Annotated in this window: 17 protein-coding genes; 11 read left to right on the top strand and 6 right to left on the bottom strand. The window is 72.0% G+C overall.

The features are described from left to right. The first annotated feature begins 199 nt into the window (after positions 1-199). Together KY498_RS10990 and KY498_RS10985 are read left to right on the top strand one after the other, a co-directional pair. A complete protein-coding gene (locus KY498_RS10990) occupies positions 200-1426 on the top strand; it encodes a peptidoglycan-binding domain-containing protein (protein ID WP_191009374.1) in 1227 nt (408 codons plus the stop codon). Further along, positions 1423-3393 (top strand): ATP-binding cassette domain-containing protein, encoded by a 1971-nt coding sequence (locus KY498_RS10985; protein WP_191009375.1) that lies wholly within the window; start codon positions 1423-1425, stop codon positions 3391-3393. The genes KY498_RS10990 and KY498_RS10985 overlap by 4 nt, the downstream gene beginning before the upstream one ends. 45 nt (positions 3394-3438) lie before the next feature. Here the strand turns inward: KY498_RS10985 and KY498_RS10980 are convergent, their stop codons facing one another. Continuing rightward, positions 3439-4395 (bottom strand): phosphoribosylaminoimidazolesuccinocarboxamide synthase, encoded by a 957-nt coding sequence (locus tag KY498_RS10980; RefSeq protein WP_191009376.1) that lies wholly within the window; start codon positions 4393-4395, stop codon positions 3439-3441. 40 nt (positions 4396-4435) lie between these two features. Beyond that, on the bottom strand, positions 4436-4762 hold the full coding sequence (locus tag KY498_RS10975) for a hypothetical protein (RefSeq protein ID WP_191009377.1): 327 nt from the start codon (positions 4760-4762) through the stop codon (positions 4436-4438). Between the two features lie 91 nt (positions 4763-4853). Here KY498_RS10975 and KY498_RS10970 point away from each other — a divergent pair, with 91 nt between their 5' ends. Together KY498_RS10970 and KY498_RS10965 are read left to right on the top strand one after the other, a co-directional pair. Next, entirely contained in the window at positions 4854-5477 is a 624-nt protein-coding gene (locus KY498_RS10970; protein WP_060960754.1) for a PadR family transcriptional regulator, read from the top strand. Beyond that, entirely contained in the window at positions 5474-6958 is a 1485-nt protein-coding gene (locus tag KY498_RS10965) for an MFS transporter (protein ID WP_060960753.1), read from the top strand. The genes KY498_RS10970 and KY498_RS10965 overlap by 4 nt, the downstream gene beginning before the upstream one ends. Before the next feature lie 37 nt (positions 6959-6995). On the opposite strand, the gene purD is transcribed toward KY498_RS10965, so the two are convergent. Then, positions 6996-8270 carry a phosphoribosylamine--glycine ligase gene (gene purD, locus KY498_RS10960; protein WP_191009378.1) on the bottom strand — a complete coding sequence of 425 codons (1275 nt, stop codon included), beginning with the start codon at positions 8268-8270 and terminating at the stop codon, positions 6996-6998. A gap of 151 nt (positions 8271-8421) precedes the next feature. Between purD and KY498_RS10955 the strand changes: the two genes are divergently transcribed. After that, positions 8422-8790 carry a sterol carrier family protein gene (locus KY498_RS10955; RefSeq protein ID WP_101305313.1) on the top strand — a complete coding sequence of 123 codons (369 nt, stop codon included), beginning with the start codon at positions 8422-8424 and terminating at the stop codon, positions 8788-8790. 26 nt (positions 8791-8816) lie between these two features. On the opposite strand, the gene KY498_RS10950 is transcribed toward KY498_RS10955, so the two are convergent. After that, a complete protein-coding gene (locus KY498_RS10950; RefSeq protein ID WP_191009379.1) occupies positions 8817-9740 on the bottom strand; it encodes an NADP-dependent oxidoreductase in 924 nt (307 codons plus the stop codon). A 68-nt stretch (positions 9741-9808) separates the two neighbouring features. On the opposite strand from KY498_RS10950, the gene KY498_RS10945 reads away from it, so the two are divergent. The 6 genes from KY498_RS10945 (at position 9809) to KY498_RS10920 (ending at position 13211) form a co-directional block, all read left to right on the top strand. Further along, on the top strand, positions 9809-10786 hold the full coding sequence (locus KY498_RS10945; protein ID WP_191009380.1) for a Gfo/Idh/MocA family protein: 978 nt from the start codon (positions 9809-9811) through the stop codon (positions 10784-10786). Between the two features lie 50 nt (positions 10787-10836). Then, positions 10837-11220 carry a helix-turn-helix transcriptional regulator gene (locus KY498_RS10940; RefSeq protein WP_223849541.1) on the top strand — a complete coding sequence of 128 codons (384 nt, stop codon included), beginning with the start codon at positions 10837-10839 and terminating at the stop codon, positions 11218-11220. 5 nt (positions 11221-11225) lie between these two features. After that, the gene (locus KY498_RS10935; RefSeq protein ID WP_191009381.1) at positions 11226-11645 is read left to right on the top strand and encodes a VOC family protein; all 420 of its coding nucleotides are present in this window, start codon (positions 11226-11228) and stop codon (positions 11643-11645) included. A gap of 28 nt (positions 11646-11673) precedes the next feature. Further along, the gene (locus KY498_RS10930; RefSeq protein WP_060960748.1) at positions 11674-12111 is read left to right on the top strand and encodes a hypothetical protein; all 438 of its coding nucleotides are present in this window, start codon (positions 11674-11676) and stop codon (positions 12109-12111) included. Positions 12112-12210: 99 nt separating this feature from the next. Beyond that, positions 12211-12879 (top strand): acyl-CoA synthetase, encoded by a 669-nt coding sequence (locus KY498_RS10925; RefSeq protein WP_191009382.1) that lies wholly within the window; start codon positions 12211-12213, stop codon positions 12877-12879. Next, on the top strand, positions 12876-13211 hold the full coding sequence (locus tag KY498_RS10920) for a hypothetical protein (RefSeq protein ID WP_060960746.1): 336 nt from the start codon (positions 12876-12878) through the stop codon (positions 13209-13211). Before KY498_RS10925 ends, KY498_RS10920 begins: the two co-directional genes overlap by 4 nt. 37 nt (positions 13212-13248) lie before the next feature. On the opposite strand, the gene purB is transcribed toward KY498_RS10920, so the two are convergent. Next, entirely contained in the window at positions 13249-14637 is a 1389-nt protein-coding gene (gene purB / locus KY498_RS10915; RefSeq protein ID WP_167626534.1) for an adenylosuccinate lyase, read from the bottom strand. A gap of 58 nt (positions 14638-14695) precedes the next feature. Next, a complete protein-coding gene (locus KY498_RS10910) occupies positions 14696-15133 on the bottom strand; it encodes a low molecular weight protein-tyrosine-phosphatase (RefSeq protein ID WP_258186453.1) in 438 nt (145 codons plus the stop codon). Between the last annotated feature and the right edge of the window lie 157 nt (positions 15134-15290).

Below are 15290 nucleotides of genomic sequence, written 5' to 3'. Positions count from 1 at the left end.
TTTCACTCGGTCGGATGAAAAAGGGGCGCGGATTCGGCGGCCCCGGCCCACGGCACGATCCGCGGGCAACGCCGGAAGTCCGCGTCATCTCGGGTCGTCCGCGCCGTGGCGCGATGCTCGCGACCGCGCGGGGCACGCCGACGCCGCCGCGTGCGGTCGGTTACGGTCGAGCCGTCCGGCTCCCAGGAAAGCGACGACGATGGTACCCACCGATTCATCCGAGCCCACCGGTGACGACGCCTCCGAGACGAGAGGCTCCGCGACGGGAGCGATCGTCCGGCTCCGCCGCGTGCAGCACCCCGGACGGATCATCGCCTTCGTGGCGGTGGTGATCGTCATGCTGGCCGCGTCGTTCGTCGCCGGAGCCATGCTGGTGGCGCCGGAGAGAGAGGCGGTCGACAACGCGACGACGCGCGTCGACCCGACGTTGTTCGTCGAAGAGCGGGTCGTCGTCGCCGAGCTCCAACTGTCGGCCGGTGTCGTCGCCGGTGCCAGCTACGACATCGTCCGGGGCCCCGAGTACCTTCTGGGCGCCGAGCGGAGCGTCGTCAGCGCGATGCGCGTCCTGCCGGGCGATCTCATCGACTACGGGACCGTCGTCGCCGAGGTCTCCGGTCGGCCCGTCATCACCGTGCCGGCGGCCACTCCGCTCTACCGTGATCTGCAGGTCGGCGCCGAGGGGGCCGACGTGCGCGCCTTGCAGGTGATGCTGGCCGACCTCGACTACCGCGGCGTCACGGTCACCGGCATCCTCGACGAGGGGACGATCGACGCGATGCGTCGCCTGTACACGGCGAGCGGCTACCAGCTGTCTCCGGATACGGAGGGGAAGACGATTCGCTGGCGGGAGTTCGCCCGGATTCCCGTCGATCACGGCACCCTCGTGCGGGCGGCCGAGGTGGGTACCGTTCTCGACGGTGAGACGCCGCTGATGACGGTGCAGACCGCGCCCCCGACGCTCGTCGCCCGGGCGACGCTGCTCGAAGCCGACCGGCTCACCGTCGGCCAGGAGGTGATGGTGTCTGCCGGCGGCGGCGCCCCCGTCTCGTCCACGGTGCTGGCCATCGGCGAGTTCAGCACGGATGCGGTCTCCGGGGCCGGGGGCAAGCAGATCTCCGTCGCGTTGCCGCCGTCGCTGGTCGCGGACGCCGGGCAACCGCTCACCGTGCGCTCGCGTGCGCCGGAGCCGACCGGTCTCGCGGTCCCGCTGGTGGCCGTCCAGACCGACGATGAGGGCACGTTCGTGCGGGAGTTCCGCAGCGCCGGCGAGCGTGCCGCCGAGGCCGAGGAGGGCCTTGAGGAGAGCGCGGCCGCCGCGGCGGAGGGCCGGATCGCGGTCGAGGCGACGGCACAAGCCGGCGGATGGGTCGCGGTGGCTCCGAACGATCGGCTTCGCGTCGGCATGCGGCTGGGGATGCCGGAATGAGCGGATCGGGCGCGCCGGGTCGCGCTCCCCTGCTGAGGCTGCGGGGAGTCGGACGCTCCTTCGGCGGTTCCGGCGGTTCCGGCGGTTCCGTGCAGGCGTTGCGCGACGTGAGCTTCGACGTCTACGAGGGCGAGTTCGTCGCCGTCGTCGGCCCGTCCGGAGCCGGGAAGTCCACGTTGCTGAATGTGCTGGGCCTCCTGGACGAGCCCGATGCCGGCGAGTACGTGGTCGACGGTGTGGATGTGCGCTCGCTCAGCGAACGACAGCGCGACGCGCTGCGCTCGCGGGCGATCGGGTTCGTCTTCCAGGCGTCGCACATCATGGGAGATGCCACCGCCGCCGAGAATGCGGCGCTGGGTCTGCGGGTGCAGTCGGTGTCGTTGGCGCGACGACGTGTGGAGGTCGCGCTGGCGCTGGAGCGTCTCGGCCTGCTCTCGCGCGCCGGGGCGCTCGGTCGCAACCTCTCAGGAGGTGAGCGTCAGCGGGTCGCCATCGCTCGTGCGATCGCGACGTCACCCCGTCTGATCCTCGCGGACGAGCCGACGGGCGCGCTCGATTCCGCGAACTCCCGGCGTCTGCTCGACTACCTCCGTTCGTTGAACGAGGCGGGGACGACCATCGTGATGATCACCCATGACGAGCGCGTCGCCGCGCAGGCGGGCCGACGATTCCGGCTGTCCGATGGGCGTCTCACGGACGCGGAGCCGGTCGCCGACGACCCGTTCCGCCTCCGCCCCGACACGGGTCCGGACGGGCCGCCCCCCGAAGCGCGGGCCGGTAGGTTGCGCCGCGGAGTGCGCACGGTGGTGGACGAGACGCTCGAAGCCGTGTCTCACCACGCCAACGCGCCGGTGCGCGCGCTGCTCCTGCTCCTCGCGTTCCTCCTCGGCACGGCGGGGTTGGTCGCCTCCCTCGGCATCAGTCAGAGCGCCGCGGCCCAGGTCTCCCAGCGCATCACCACCGCCGGTCTCGATGAGATCACCGTGGAGCCGACGGGATCCACGCTGGAGGACATCGATCGCGACCTGAGCCGGATCCGTCTGCTCGACGGCGTGGAGGAAGCGGGGTTCTCCGCGGCGATCACCTCGGGCGACGCCACCGTCACGGCCCTGGCGCAGAGCCCTCGGCTGGGTCAGGACCGGTTCACCGGGAACGTCGTCATCGCGGATGCCGCTTACCTGGACGCTCAGGGCATCGAGGTGTCTCCCGCCCACGCCGCTGCGCTTCTCGACAACGACTGGGCGGGGCCGGTGGCGATCCTCGGAGCGGACGCCGCCGCACGGCTCGGCGTGGTCGGTTCCGGTTCGACGCAACGGATCTGGATCGACGACGTCGCCGTGGACATCGTGGGCGTCGTCAGCGCACCGGGGCGCGACAGCGGGGTGGCCGGCGGGGTCATCGCGTCGGCGGCTCTCTACGACACCGTGCACCACGGCGCACCGCAACTGCTCGTGCGCACTCGGGTCGGTTCGCCGGCACCGGTCGCGGAGGCCATCCCGCTCAGCCTCGACCCCGGCAACCCCGCCGCGGTGCGCGTGTCCACGGTCGCCGACCTGCGCCGGCTGCGCACGGGCGTGGGGGAGGATCTGGCGACGTTGATCGGTGTCAGCTCGGTGGTTCTGCTCGCGCTCGCGTCATTGAGCGCCGCCACGGCGATGTACCTCTCCGTGCGCAGCCGAGCGCCCGAGATCGCCCTACGCCGTGCCATCGGGTCGAGTCGATCGGCGATCTGGCGCATGTTCACGTTGGAGGGAGCGGTGATCGGCGCGGCCGGGGGCATCGCCGGAGGAGCCGTGGGGATCCTCACCCTTCTCGTGACGGCCGCGATACAGGGGTGGGTGCCGGTCCTCGACCCGACCTTGCCGGCAGTGGGGCTTCTGCTCGGCACGGTGACCGGCGTGGTCTCCGCCACGTATCCCGCGCTCGCGGCGGCTCGAGCGAACCCGGCGGAGGCGATCCGGGGCTGAGCATCCCGCCCGCTCACGCACCGACCGGTGCCGCGCGCTTCTCCGTCAGCCGGTGAGCTTCTCGAGCAGCTCGCGATACTTGTCCGCCGTGCGATCGACGATCTCCGCGGGCAGCTCGGGGGGCGTCCCCTGCCCGTCCCACGCGGCGGCGAGCCAGTCGCGGACGATCTGCTTGTCGAAGCTCGCCATCCGCTCCGCGGGGGTGGAACCGGCCGCCCAGGCCGCGGCATCCCAGTACCGCGACGAGTCGCTCGTGAGCACCTCGTCCGCCAGGGTGAGCACGCCGTCGGCATCCACGCCGAACTCGAACTTCGTGTCGGCGAGGATCAGGCCCTTCGCCTCGGCGGTCGCGGCGGCGCGCCGGTAGATCTCGAGCGAGAGGTCGCGCAGCTGTGCCGCGCGCTCCGGGCCCACGAGCTCCTCGGTGCGGGCGAACGAGATGTTCTCGTCGTGCTCGCCCATCGGCGCCTTGTACGCCGGGGTGAACAGCGGCTCGGGGAGACGGTCGCCGTCCTGCAGGCCCGCCGGCAGGGGGATGCCGCAGACCGTCCCCTCGGCGACGTACTCCTTCCAGCCCGAGCCGGTCAGGTAGCCGCGCACGACGCACTCGATCGGCAGCATGTCGAGGCTGCGCACCACCATCGCCCGTCCGGCGACGGCGGCGGGGACGAGGTCGACCGCGTCGCCCGACGCGGGCGCGAGCGCATGCGTGGCGGCGAGGTGGTTGGGGATGCGGCGGCCGCCGTCCGCGCCCGCGAGCTGGTCGAACCACCACAGGCTGAGCGTGGTGAGCAGCTCGCCCTTGCCGGGGATGCCGGGGCTGAGGACGTGGTCGAACGCGCTCACGCGGTCGCTCGCGACGACGAGCATCCGGTCGGCCCGTGCGCCCGCCGCCGGCTCGGGCCGGTACAGGTCGCGCACCTTGCCGGAGTAGACGTGGGTCCAGCCGGGCAGGTCGGTGGCGGGGGAGGTCGCGTCGGAGTTCGAGGAGGCGTCGGTCACGCGTCCATTATCGCGGGGTGGCGCGGTGCGCGCGGGCTGCTCAGCGCGGCGTGATCGCGTCGACGAACGCGTACGCCTCCGCGACGATGTCGGGCCAGAGGTCGACGGCGTCCGGACCCGCGAAGACCCACTCTCGCATCGTGCGGCCGCGCATGGTCATGTGTTCGGCTCTGCCGGTCCGCTCGAGCGCGGTGACCCGCTCTTCGGGCAGCTTGGCGATCAGTCCCGACCGATGGCCCATGAACGCGAAGACCTTTCCGCGGATGCGCAGGCCCTCGCTGCCGAACATCGGACCGATGTCGACGCCCGGGAGCATCATGTACTCCGCGGCGATGTCGTCGAAGACGGTGCGCGCGTCGGGGCCCATGAGCAGACGCTAGCGCGCCGGGAGAAACCCCGATATAGTCCATGTGGACTAGTCGATATGGAGTAGTCGGACGATCATCGAAGGAGTCGCCGTGAAGACCGCCATGAACCGGCTCACACCGTTGGGGGTGATGGTTCTCGCGCTGCTGCGGGAGGACGACATGCATCCCTACGAGATGATCCGGCTCCTGCGTCACCGCCGCGACGACCGCATCGTCGCGATCACCAACGGCACGGTCTACCACACCGTCGCACGGCTCGAGAAGCACGGGCTGGTGGCCGAGATCGGCGTCGACCGCGACGGGAACCGCCCGGAGCGCACGACCTACGCCCTCACCGACACCGGGCATCGCGCCGTCGAGGAGTGGGTGCGCCGCGAGCTCCCGCTGATCGACCGGCCCGTCGAGTTCCGGGTGGCCCTCGCCGAGGCCCACAACCTCGACCGCGACGAGACCGTGGCGCTGCTGACGGCACGCCTGGCGGCGCTCGCCGCCGCGCGGGACGAGCTGGCCGACGGCATCCGCGGCGCGCGGGATGCCGGGGCGCCCGTCGTCGAGCAGTACCTCCTCGAGATCGACCGCGAACGGGCCCTGCTCGCCGCCGACCATGACTGGCTCGCCGCCCTGCTGGGCCGGCTCGCCCACCCCGACTTCGTGTGGGGATCACACGAGAAAACCGATCGCTACCTGGCACAGAGAGAAGCCGCACGCTCATGACCGAACAACGCACGCGCGACGTGACCGCGCCCGCGCCCACCCCCGAACGCAGCCCGTGGCCGGCCCTCTGGGCGCTCGTCATCGGGTTCTTCATGATCCTGGTCGACACCACGATCGTCTCGGTGGCGAACCCCGCCATCAAGGCGGCGCTCGACCCGTCCACCAACAACCTCGACAACGTCGTGTGGGTCACCTCGGCCTACCTGCTCGCGTACGCCGTGCCGCTGCTGATCACCGGGCGCCTCGGCGACCGGTTCGGCCCGAAGCGCATCTACCTCATCGGACTCGCGATCTTCACGCTCGCCTCCCTCGGCTGCGGCCTGTCGGGAACCCTCGAGATGCTCATCGTGTTCCGCGCGGTGCAGGGCCTCGGCGCGGCACTCATGACGCCGCAGACGATGGCCGTCATCACCCGCACCTTCCCGCCGAACGCCCGCGGTGCCGCCATGGGCCTGTGGGGTGCCACCTCGGGCGTCGCGATGCTCGTCGGCCCGCTGGCCGGCGGCCTGCTCGTCGACGGCCTGGGATGGGAGTGGATCTTCTTCGTCAACCTGCCCGTCGGCGTCATCGGCTTCGTGCTCGCGTGGATGCTGGTGCCGAACCTCCCGACCCACGAGCACCGTTTCGACCTGATCGGCGTCGTGCTCAGCGCGATCGGTCTCTTCCTGATCGTGTTCGGGCTGCAGGAGGGCGAGCACTTCGACTGGGCCGCGTGGGTGTGGACGATGATCGCGGGCGGCGTGCTCGTGATGGCCGTGTTCATCTGGCAGCAGGCCAAGACGCGCAGCGAACCGCTCGTGCCGCTCGGGCTCTTCCGCGACCGCAACTTCTCGGTCGCCAACATCACGATCGCCACGGTCGGCTTCACCGTGACGAGCATGTCGTTGCCGCTCATGTTCTTCGTGCAGCTGGCCCGCGGTCTGACCCCCACCGAGTCCGCGCTGCTGCTCGTGCCGATGGCCGTGGCCGCGGGTGTGCTGTCGCCGCTCACGGGACGTCTGCTCGACCGCGTCGACGCGCGCGTGCTGTTGGTGCCGGGTCTTCTCCTGGTCGCGGGATCGTTGTTCTGGTACGCGTCGCTCATGCACGCCGACACCCCGATCTGGATGTTCCTGCTCCCGTCGCTCATGATGGGCATCGGCAACTCGGGCATGTGGGGGCCGCTGGCGACGACGGCCACCCGCAACCTGGAGCCGCGTCAGGCGGGCGCCGGCGCCGGCATCTACAACACGACGCGCACGATCGGCTCGGTGCTGGGCTCGGCCGCCATCGCCGCCTTCATGCAGTCGCGGCTCGAGGCCAACCTCCCCGGAGCATCCGACGCCGGCGGCGACTTCGGCTCGGGGCAGCTGCCCTCGTTCGTCGTCGACGGGTTCTCCAGCGCGATGGCGCAGACCATCCTGCTGCCGGCGATCGTGATGCTGATCGGCGTCGTGGCGGTGCTGTTCATGAAGCGCCCGCCGCACCTCGACAAGCGCTGATCGCGCGCCGCCGCGCGCGCCATCGCCGTCCGGGCCGTCAGTCGACGGCGACCCGGGCGGCGATGTCGCGTCGGAAGTGCGCGCCGTCGAGCGCGATCTCGCCGAGAGCGGCGTAGGCGCGCTCGCGAGCCTCGGCGAACGTGCCGCCCGTCGCGACGACGTTCAGCACCCGGCCGCCGGTGGCGACCAGTGCGCCGTCCCGGTCGGCGGTGGCGGCGTGCGCCAGGTGCACGCCGGCGACGGATGCCGCCGCATCCGTGCCCGTGATGACCCGGCCGGTCTGCGGCGCCTCGGGATAGCCCTCGCTCGCGAGCACGACCGTGATGGCCGCGGTGTCGGCGAACGTGGGCGCGGGCTCGTCCTCGAGCGTGCCGGACGCGGCCGCCATGAGCAGCCGGGAGAGCGGGCTCGTCAGACGCGCGAGGACCACCTGGGTCTCGGGATCGCCGAAGCGCGCGTTGAACTCGATGACCTTGATGCCGTCGGCCGTCAGGATGAGCCCCGCGTACAGCAGCCCGATGAACGGGGTGCCCTCGGCATCCAGGGTGCGGATGACCGGCTCGGCCACCGTGCGGGTCACCTCGGCGACGAAGGCCTCCTCGCCGCCGAAGCCGTCGGCCAGCCACGGCAGAGGAGAGTAGGCGCCCATGCCGCCGGTGTTCGGGCCGGCGTCGCCGTCGAAGGCGCGCTTGAAGTCCTGGGCGGGGCTGAGTGCCCGCACCGTGTCGCCGTCGCTCACGAAGAACAGGGAGACTTCGGGGCCCGAGAGGAACTCCTCGACGAGCACCGGTCCGGTGGGCAGGTAGGTGTCGGCGTGCGCGAGGGCCGCGTCGCGGTCGTCGGTCACGACGACGCCCTTGCCGGCGGCCAGACCGTCGGCCTTGACGACGTGCGGTGCGCCGTAGGCGGCGAGGGCCGCCTCGACCTCGGCGCGGGTCGTCGCCCGCGTCGCGCGCCCGGTCGGCACCCCGGCGGCATCCATGATGCGCTTCGCGAAGGCCTTCGAGCCCTCCAGCTGGGCCGCCGCCTTCCCGGGCCCGAACACCGGGACGCCGTGCTCGCGCAGGGCATCGGCGACGCCCGCGACCAAGGGCGCTTCGGGGCCGATGATGACGAGGTCGATGTCGTGGTCGTTCGCGTACTCCGTGACCGCGGCGGGCGCGTTCGCGTCGAGGTCGGCGACGATCGTCGCGTCGGCGGCGATGCCGGCGTTGCCGGGGGCGGCGAACAGCTCGTGCCCGGCGCCCTCTCCCTTCAGTGCGAGGAGGATGGCGTGCTCGCGGGCACCGGAACCGAGGACGAGAATGCGCACCCGGCCAGCCTACCGACGGGCCCGTCGCGCCGCGGCTGCGTGACGATCGTCGGAACTCCCGGCCGCCCGGCGCCGCATACCGCGCCAGGGCGCGGGCCGCGCCGTCGCCGGGCCCGCAGATCCGACGTTCGTCACGGGCTAGCGTGGAGGGATGGTCCGCAAGATCTCCACCGGCGACGGCCGCGACGCGCTTGCCGCGGTGGCCCAGGCCGCGGATGCCGGCACGCCGCCGGCGCGCACCGCCCTCGCCACCGCAGTGCGCTACCTCCTGCAGCTGCTCGCCGAGAAGGCGCCCGGCAACACGGTCGAGGTCCGGGTGCCGCCCTTCGGCGCGGTGCAGGTCGTCGAGGGCCCGCGGCACACGCGCGGCACGCCGCCGAACGTCGTCGAGACGGATGCGGCGACGTGGATCGCTCTCGCGACCGGCGCCGAGCGGTGGGCGGATGCGGTGGCCGCCGGCCGGATCCACGCGTCGGGCACGCGTGCCGACCTCGCCGCCCTGCTGCCGCTGCGCCCCTGAGCCTCAGCCGGCCCCGCCCGGCGGGATCAGACGGTGACGACGATCTTGCCGCGGGTGTGGCCCTCCTCGAGTTCGGCGTAGGCGGCGGCCGCCTCGTCGAGCGGGTAGGTCGACGCGATCTCCACGCGCAGGTCGCCGGCCGCGGCCAGCTGCGCGAGCTCGCCGAGCTGGGCGGCATCCGGTCGCACCCAGATGTAGTGCCCGCCGAACTCGGTGCGTGCCCGGCTGTCGGCGATGGAGGCGACCACGCCGCCCGGGGCGAGGAGCTCGCGCGTGGTGTCGAGGGTCGACCCGCCGACGAAGTCCACGATGACGTCGAACCCCGACGGCACGAGCGCCCGGGCCGCGTCCACCAGCCCGTCCCCGTAGACGACCGGTTCGGCGCCGAGCTCTCGCAGGTACGCGTGGTTGCGCTCCGAGGCGGTCCCCACCACCCGCGCGCCGCGCAGCCGCGCGAGCTGCACGCCGAATGACCCGACGCCGCCCGCGGCGCCGTGGATGAGCACGTTCTGCCCCGCTCCGACCGCGGCGCGCTCGAGCGTCTGCAGCGCCGTCAGCCCCGCGAGCGGGAGCGCGGCGGCCGCTTCGAAGGAGAGCCCGTCGGGCTTGCGGGTGGCGGCGCGCACCGGCACCGGCATCAGCTCGGCGACCGACCCGTGGCCGACGACGTCGGCGCGGGCGTAGGCGAGCACCGGGTCGCCGACGGCGAACTCGGGCGTGTCCAGTCCGGTCTTCTCGACGATGCCCGCGACGTCCCAACCGGGCACGGCCGGCAGCTGGGTGTCGATGAGGCCGCGCAGGTAGCCCTCGCGGATCTTGTAGTCGACCGGGTTGATGCCCGCGGCGACGACCCGTACGACCAGCGTGTCGGGCCCGACGTGGGGCTCCTCCCGCTCGGTGAGCTCGAAACGATCGTTTCCGCCGAAATCTGAGTAGACGAGTGCCTTCATGCTCAGGGCCAACCCTCGGCGCGCGGCATCCATTCCGGAGGCGAGGCCCGCGCGCCTATCCTGGGGGCGTGATCAGACTCGCCACGATCGGCACCAGCACCATCACCGAGAAGTTCGCGGATGCCGTCGCGCAGACGCCCGGCATCCGCATCGACGTCGTGTTCTCGCGCGACGCCGACCGCGGGCGGGCCTTCGCCGACCGGCTCGGGATCGACCGGGTGAGCACGGATCTCGACGCGCTGCTGGCGACGGGCGAGGTGGATGCCGTCTACGTCGGCTCGCCGAACGGGGCCCACGCGGCGCAGGCCGCCGCGGCGATCGCGGCGGGGGTCCACGTGTTCCTGGAGAAGCCCGCGACCCCGACGGCGGACGAGTTCGCGCGTCTCGTGGACGACGCCCGCGATCGCGGGGTCGTCGTGTTCGAGGGGATGCGCAACGTCTACGACCCGGGGATGAGCCGCCTGCGCGAACTGCTGCCGCGGGTGGGCGCGGTGCGCCTCGTGTCGTTCGGGCAAAGCCAGCGCTCCGCGCGGTACGACCTCGTGCTCGCCGGCGAGACGCCCAACATCTTCGATCCGGCGCTCGCCGGCGGAGCGCTCTTCGATCTCGGGGTGTACCCGCTCAGCGCCGCGATCGAGCTGTTCGGGGCGCCCTCCCGCGTGCTCGGGGCGACGGTCGCGATCGCGACGGGTGCGGACGGCGCCGGGGCCGCCGTGCTCGACTACGACGGTTTCGTCGCGCAGATCGCGTTCTCGAAGATCGGGGCCTCGCGCCGACCGAACGAGATCCAGGGCGAGCTGGGCACGATCGAGATCGACGAGATCACGGCGCCCCGCCGTCTCGTGCTCGACCTCTTCTCCGGCATCCGCGAGGAGATCGAGATCGACGGCCCCGACAACAACATGCAGTTCGAGGTCGCCCGCTTCGCCGCGCTCGTGCGCGGCGAAGCCGACCCGGCCCCGGACCAGCGCCGCAGCCTGGAAGTGCTCCGGACCGTGGAGGCGATCCGCGCCGGCGACGGTGCCCGGGGGCCCGCACGGCCGTGACCTCGGGGATCGACCTCGACACGCTGGTGCGGATGCGGAGGGTCCGCGACATGATGGACCGCGACTACGCGCAGCCCCTCGACCTCGCCGCCCTGGCGCGCGCCGTGCACGTCTCGGCCGGTCACCTGTCACGCCAGTTCCGGCGGGCGTACGGGGAGACGCCGTACTCCTACCTCATGACCCGGCGGATCGAGCGCGCGATGACGCTGCTGCGCACCACCGAGCTGAGCGTCACGGAGGTGAGCCTCGCGGTCGGGTGCGCGTCGCTGGGCACGTTCACGACGCGTTTCACCGAGCTCGTCGGCGTCTCGCCCGGGCGCTACCGGGAGCGCGGTGCTCCCGTGCGCGCGGGGATGCTGCCGTGCATCGCGCGCCGGCTGACCAGACCGATCAGGAATCGAGAAGCGGAGGGCCCGCGACCGGGCCTATCGTGAGCCGCATGGGTATCAGCATCCACTCCTCCTTCCTCCCCCACGTCGATGCCGAGGCGTCGCTGGAGTTCTACCGCGACGTGCTCGGGTTCGAGGTGCGTCTGGACGTCGGCTACGAGGACCTCCGCTGGATCACCGTGGGTCCCGTCGGTCAGCCGGACACCGCGATCGTCCTGCATCCGGTCGGGGTCGGCACCGACATCAGCGACGAGGAGCGGCTCGCCCTGCAGGAGCTGGTCGCCAAGGGGAGCTACTTCGGCGTGAACCTCGCCTCGGACGACCTCGACGCCGAGTTCGCCCGCATCGCGGCCGCGGGCGCCGACGTGGTGCAGGAGCCGACCGATCAGGACTACGGTCTGCGGGATGCCGCGATCCGCGACCCCGCGGGCAACCTCATCCGCATCCAGCAGACCCCTCCCGCGGCCTGAGCGCCGACCAGGAAAGAAGAGGACCGACATGGCCGACACCACCGGCGGATTCAGTGACGACGAGCGCGCGGCGATGCGCCAGCGCGCCGAGGAACTGCGCACGACGAAGGGCCTCAAGGGCGCCGCGAAGCTCGCGAAGGAGCTGGAGGCGTGCGTCGAGGCGATCGAGGGGCTGCACGGCACCGACCGGGAGGTGGCGACGCTGCTGCACCGCGTGGTCTCCGAGGTCGCTCCCCAGCTCGAGCCCAAGACCTGGTACGGCTTCCCGTCGTACGCCCGCGACGGCAAGGTGGTCGTGTTCTATCAGCCGGCGAGCAAGTTCGCGACGCGCTACGGCACGGTCGGCTTCCAGGAGGACGCCTTCCTCGACGACGGCGACATGTGGGCGACCTCGTTCGCCGTGGTCGCGGTGACTCCCGCCGTGGAAAAGAAGCTCCGCGCCCTCGTGGAGGCGGCCGCCGGCTGAGGCCGCGCCGGCGCGGTGCCGTGGCGGGCGGAGGCGGATCCCGGCGGCGGACGACCTAGACTGGTGAGGTTCCGCCTTCCCCGATCCGATGAGTCCGACGTGTCCGACGACGCCCCCGCTGCCTCCCGCGCCACCGGTGCCGGTGAGCGCCCGACGCGCGCCTTCGACGTGCGCCATGTGCAGCTCGGCCGCGCGCTCCTGGCCGCCGTCGCCGCGGTGATGGTCACGTTCTCGCCCGACCATTCGGCCGCCGTGGGCCTCGCGGTCTTCAGCGGCTGGGCGATCGCGACCGCCCTCGTGCTGCTGATCGGCGCTTGGCTGGTGTACCCGCGGGAGCGCCGCGCTGCGCCCGTCCTTCTCGGTGTCCTGACGCTCGTGGCCGGGATGGCGACCGGCATCCCGGGGCTGCGCTCGACCGCGCTCTTCTTCGTCGTCGTCATCGTCTGGGCGGCGGCGTCCGGGATCGCCGAGCTGGTCGGCGGCATCCGCCTCCGGCGGGGCGAGTACCGCGACGAGGGCCGCGACGGCATCCTGATCGGTGCGGTGACCCTCGCGCTCGGCGTCGCCCTGCTCCTCGTCAATCCCGCCTACAGTCTCGAATACTTCATCTCCGAGGCCGGGCGCAGCTTCACGCTGACCGGCATCACGATCGGGGTCGGTCTGTTCGGCGGGTACGCCGCCGTCATCGCCGTCTTCCTCGGCATCGCCGGCTTCTCGCCGCGCCGCCCGATCGCCGCGGAGCCCGTCTCGTCAGGAGAATCCGCATGAGCACGCCGCGCACCACCCGCCGTGATCTCCTCAAGCCGGTGCAGCTGTTGGGCTTCGCCTTCGCCGCGGCCCTCTTCGCCGGTCTCGTGACGCTCGTGTCGATGGGCTTCTTCCAGGACCTGACGGGCGACGAGCGCGTGCACGTCGTGGTCGTGGCGCTCGTGGTGGCCGGGATCGCGTTCATCGCCACCCTCGTGATCATCGCGCTGTGCATGCTCGCCGTCGACCCCGCCCAGGTGACCCGCGAGGTCGACCACGGCGTGCTCGTCGACGATGCGGATGCCGCGGCATCCCCCGACGCGTCCGACGACGGTTCCGCGCCGCGCGACTGACCTCTCGCGGGACCCGCAGAGCCGCGTCGAAACGCCCTCAGACGCGGTCGACGAGCTCGTCGGCGAGGCCGATGTAGCCGGCGGGGGTCAGCGCCAGCAGGCGCTCCTTCGCGGCATCCCCGATGTCGAGGGTGCGCACGAACTCCGCCAGCTCCGCGCCGCCCACCCGGCGGCCCCGCGTGAGCTCCTTCAGGAGCGCGTACGGGTCGGTGATCTGCGATCGGCCCGCCACGATCTCGGCGCGCACGACGGTCTGGATGGCCTCGGCGAGCACCTCCCAGTTCGCGTCGAGGTCGGCCAGCAGCACGTCGCGCGAGAGGGAGATCTCGGTGAGACCGCGCTGCAGGTTGTCGAGCGCGAGGAGGGAGTGGCCGAAGGCGACGCCGATGTTGCGCTGCGTCGTCGAATCGGTGAGGTCCCGCTGCATCCGGCTCGTCACGAGCGTCGAGGCGAGGGTCGTGAACAGGCCGCCCGAGATCTCCAGGTTCGCCTCGGCGTTCTCGAACCGGATGGGGTTGATCTTGTGCGGCATCGTCGACGACCCGGTGGCCCCGGCGACCGGGATCTGCGCGAAGAAGCCCATCGCGATGTAGGTCCAGATGTCGGTGGCCAGGTTGTGCAGGATGCCGCCGGCGTGGCGGACCCGGTCGTACAGCTCGACCTGCCAGTCGTGCGATTCGATCTGCGTCGTCAGCACGTTGAAGTCGATGCCGAGGCCCTCGATGAACGTGCGCGACAGCTCGGGCCAGTCGACCTCGGGAGCCGCGGCCAGGTGGGCCGACCAGGTGCCGGTCGCGCCCGAGAACTTGGCGAGGTACTGGCCGCCCGCGATCTGCGCGGCGACGCGCTCCAGGCGCCACGCGAAGACGGCGAGCTCCTTGCCCATCGTCGACGGCGTCGCCGGCTGACCGTGCGTGCGCGAGAGCATCGCGGCATCCCGGTGCTCGTGCGCGAGGGTGCCGAGGGCATCGATGACGACACGGAGCTTGGGCAGCCACACCTCGTCGACCGCACGCTTGACGGTGAGGGCGTAGGAGGCGGAGTTGATGTCCTCGCTCGTGCAGGCGAAATGCGTGAGCTCGGCCACCGCCTCGAGCCCGAGGGTCTGCAGCCGGTCGCGGACGAGGTACTCGACGGCCTTGACGTCGTGCCGAGTCACCGACTCGGTTGTGGCGAGCCAGTCGATCTCCGTCTGCCCGAAGTCGCGGTAGAGGGCGCGCAGCGAGTCCTTCTGCGCGTCGGTGAGCGGTGCCGAGCCGAAGAGGGAGCGATCGGTGAGGGTGATGATCCACTCGACCTCCACCTCGACGCGTGCGCGGTTGAGGCCGGCCTCGGAGAGGTACGCGGACAAGCCCGAGACGGCGCCGCGGTAGCGGCCGTCGAGGGGGCTGAGGGGCTGGTGGGCGAGGGTGTTCGCGGTGGTCACGACGCGGGCTCCGATCACGGTGTCTGTCGACGCGCGGCCGGTGCTCAGGGTGACGTGCTCAGCACGGGCGGATGGCCGGTTCGAGCTGCCGGAAGAGCGCCCGACTCGCGCTCTCGATCATACCGAGCACGTCGTCGAACATCTCCGGCCCCGCGTAGTACGGGTCGGGGACGTCCAGGTTGCCGTGGGCGTCGGCGTCGAACGACAGCAGGAGCGCGAGCTTGTCGGCATCCGCCGTCGTGCGCGCCCAGGTCGACAGGATGCGCTCGTGGGACCGGTCGAGGGCGACCACGAGGTCGTTGCTCTCGAAGTCGTCGAGCGTGAACTGCCGGGCGCGGTGGCGCGCGCCGTCGTAGCCGCGGCGCTGGAGCGCGTCGAGCGTGCGCGCGTCGGCCCGTTCACCGACGTGCCAGTCACCCGTTCCCGAGCTGGTCGAGACGACGCGGTCGCCGAGTCCGGCGCGCTCCGAGACGTCGCGGAAGACGATCTCGGCCATGGGGGAACGGCAGATGTTGCCGGTGCAGACGAACACGACGCGGAAAGGTGCGGCGCGGCGAGTCACCTCCCCATTGTGGAGCAGGTCGCTCCCGCGCCGAAAGTGGTCCGTGCCCGGACTCGCGTCGTCGCCCGAGTCCTCCTCCCCCGCGGCGGCG

Source organism: Microbacterium sp. PAMC21962 (assembly GCF_019443465.1).
GTDB lineage: Bacteria > Actinomycetota > Actinomycetes > Actinomycetales > Microbacteriaceae > Microbacterium > Microbacterium hominis.
The sequence above is the reverse complement of the archived record's forward strand: the minus strand, read 5'-3'. Positions and strand labels throughout refer to the sequence as shown.

What these genes read in the sequence shown, in the direction of transcription:
- KY498_RS10950 (WP_191009379.1), bottom strand. Translation starts at nt 9,740, where the DNA reads ATGAAGGCACTCGTCTACTCAGATTTCGGCGGAAACGATCGTTTCGAG.
- KY498_RS10930 (WP_060960748.1), top strand. Translation starts at nt 11,674, where the DNA reads ATGGCCGACACCACCGGCGGATTCAGTGACGACGAGCGCGCGGCGATG.
- KY498_RS10975 (WP_191009377.1), bottom strand. Translation starts at nt 4,762, where the DNA reads ATGGGCCCCGACGCGCGCACCGTCTTCGACGACATCGCCGCGGAGTAC.
- KY498_RS10955 (WP_101305313.1), top strand. Translation starts at nt 8,422, where the DNA reads ATGGTCCGCAAGATCTCCACCGGCGACGGCCGCGACGCGCTTGCCGCG.
- KY498_RS10990 (WP_191009374.1), top strand. Translation starts at nt 200, where the DNA reads ATGGTACCCACCGATTCATCCGAGCCCACCGGTGACGACGCCTCCGAG.
- KY498_RS10910 (WP_258186453.1), bottom strand. Translation starts at nt 15,133, where the DNA reads ATGGCCGAGATCGTCTTCCGCGACGTCTCGGAGCGCGCCGGACTCGGC.
- KY498_RS10965 (WP_060960753.1), top strand. Translation starts at nt 5,474, where the DNA reads ATGACCGAACAACGCACGCGCGACGTGACCGCGCCCGCGCCCACCCCC.
- KY498_RS10935 (WP_191009381.1), top strand. Translation starts at nt 11,226, where the DNA reads ATGGGTATCAGCATCCACTCCTCCTTCCTCCCCCACGTCGATGCCGAG.
- KY498_RS10920 (WP_060960746.1), top strand. Translation starts at nt 12,876, where the DNA reads ATGAGCACGCCGCGCACCACCCGCCGTGATCTCCTCAAGCCGGTGCAG.
- KY498_RS10985 (WP_191009375.1), top strand. Translation starts at nt 1,423, where the DNA reads ATGAGCGGATCGGGCGCGCCGGGTCGCGCTCCCCTGCTGAGGCTGCGG.
- KY498_RS10940 (WP_223849541.1), top strand. Translation starts at nt 10,837, where the DNA reads ATGATGGACCGCGACTACGCGCAGCCCCTCGACCTCGCCGCCCTGGCG.